The following is a 2,034-nucleotide window of genomic DNA, read 5'->3' as shown; positions in this document are numbered from 1 at the left end:
GGTATTGAATTCGGGAGACAGCCTGGCACAGCATACCAATACTCCCCAGAGAGACATCGATATATCTTGCTGAGATAACTGATGGCATTGACTGATTTGGTAGACAAGAAGTTCAGACGTGGATTTAACCACGTTCAGCTCAACGAGCTCACCCAGTTTTGCGATGGCCCACAGCAGGTTGGCAATATCCTGGGGGTTAAACTGGTCTTTCTGTGCGTTCACGCAGGGCAGCAGCCCGCCCACAGCCTCTTTGAACTCTGGTGTCTGCTCTTGCCCGTTGTCCACCAGTTTTGCCATGGCCCACAGCAGGTTGGCGATTTCCTGGGGGTTATAGTTCGCTTTCAGTGCTTTCACGTGGGGCAGCAGCATGGCTATGGTCGCTTTGAGCCCTGGTGTCTGCTCCTGCCCGTTGTCCACCAGTTTTGCGATGGCCCACAGCAGGTTGGCAATACCCTGGGCATTAAATTGGTCTTTCTGTGCGTTCATGAGGGGCAATAGTGCGGCCACGGCCTCGTTGAGCCCTGGTGTCTGTTCCTGCCCGTTGTCCACCAGTTTCGCCATGGCCCACAGCAGGTTGGCGATATGCTGAGGAATAAATTGGTCTTGCTGAACCTTCACGAGAGGCAACAGCGCGGCCACGGCCTCGTTGAGCACTGCTGTCGGCTCCTGCCCGTTGTCCACCAGTTTCGCCATGGCCCACAGCAGGTTGGCGATTTCCTGTGGTTTAAAATCAGCTTTCTGTCCATTCACGTGGGGCAACAGCGCGGCCACGGCCTCGTTCAGCCCTGCTGTTCGCTCCTGCCCGTTGACCACCAGTTTTGCCATGGCCCACAGCAGGTTGGCGATATGCTGAGGAATAAACCGATCTTTCTGCGCGTTCACGTGGGGCAACAGCGCGGCCACTGTTGCTTTGAGGCCTGTTGTCTGCTCCAGTCCGTTGTCCACCAGTTTCGCTATGGCCCACAGCAGGTTGGCGAGATCCTGAGTATTACATTGGTCTTTCTGTGCCCTCACCCGGGGCAATAGAGTGGCTACGACCTTTTGGAACTCTGGTATCCGCTCCTGCCCGTTGTCCACCAGTTTCGCCACAGCCCACAGCAGGTTGGCGATACCCTGGGTATTAAATCGATCTTTCTGTGCGTTTACCCGGAGCAACAACGCGGCCACGGCCTCGTTGAGTTCCGGGGTCAGATCCTGCCCGTTGACCACCAGTTTCGCCATGGCCCACAGCAGGTTGACGATACCCTGGGTCTTAAATTGGTTTTTCTGTGCATTCACGTGGGGCAACAGCGCGGCCACGGTTTCTTTGAGCCTCGGTGTCCACTGCTGCCCGTTGTCCACCAGTTTTGCCATGGCCCACAGTAGGTTGGCGATACCCTGGGCCTTAAATTGGTTTTTCTGTGCGTTCACGTGGGGCAACAGCGCAGCCACGGCCTTTTTGAGCCCTGGTGTCCGCTCCAGCCCGTTATCCACCAGTTTCGCCATGGCCCACAGCAGATTGGTGATATGCTGAGGAATAAATTGGTCTTTCTGTACGTTTACGTGGGGCAACAACGTGACTATTGTCGCTCTGAGGCCTGTTGTCAGCTCCTGTCCGTTGTCCACCAGTTTCGCCATGGCCCACAGCAGGTTGGCGATATCCTGAGTATTAAATTGGTCTTTCTGTGCGTTCACGTGGGGCAACAGCGTGGCCACGGTCTCTTGGAACTCTGGTATCCGCTCCTGCCCATTGTCCACCAGTTTCGCTATGGCCCACAGCAGGTTGGCGATATGCTGGGGAATAAATTGGTCTTTCTGTGCGTTCACGTGGGGCAACAGCGCGGTCACGGCCTCTTTGAGCCCTGGTGCCCACTCCTGCCCGTTGTCTACCAGTTTTGCCATCGCCCACAGCTGGTTGGCGATTTCCTGGGCATTAATGTCCTTGGCTTGAGGTTTTTGGTGGCACTTGAATATGATGGCATCAAGTAGTGTTGACAATAAGGAAACTTGAGTTAGCTTGACACGCTCATCCGGGTTATAAAAAATAAAAAAACC

Annotated in this window: 1 protein-coding gene; it reads right to left on the bottom strand. The window is 55.0% G+C overall.

Annotation, left to right across the window (positions count from 1 at the left end; all coding sequences use genetic code 11):
• Positions 1 to 1,977: DUF1601 domain-containing protein (locus J7438_RS25220; RefSeq protein WP_209278802.1), on the bottom strand; the 1,977-nt coding region annotated here is incomplete at its 3' end.
• Positions 1,978 to 2,034 lie beyond the last annotated feature (57 nt).

Origin of the sequence: Thalassotalea sp. G20_0, from assembly GCF_017744175.1 — a bacterium.
Classification (GTDB): Bacteria; Pseudomonadota; Gammaproteobacteria; order Pseudomonadales; family Endozoicomonadaceae; genus Endozoicomonas.
The sequence above is the reverse complement of the archived record's forward strand: the minus strand, read 5'-3'. Positions and strand labels throughout refer to the sequence as shown.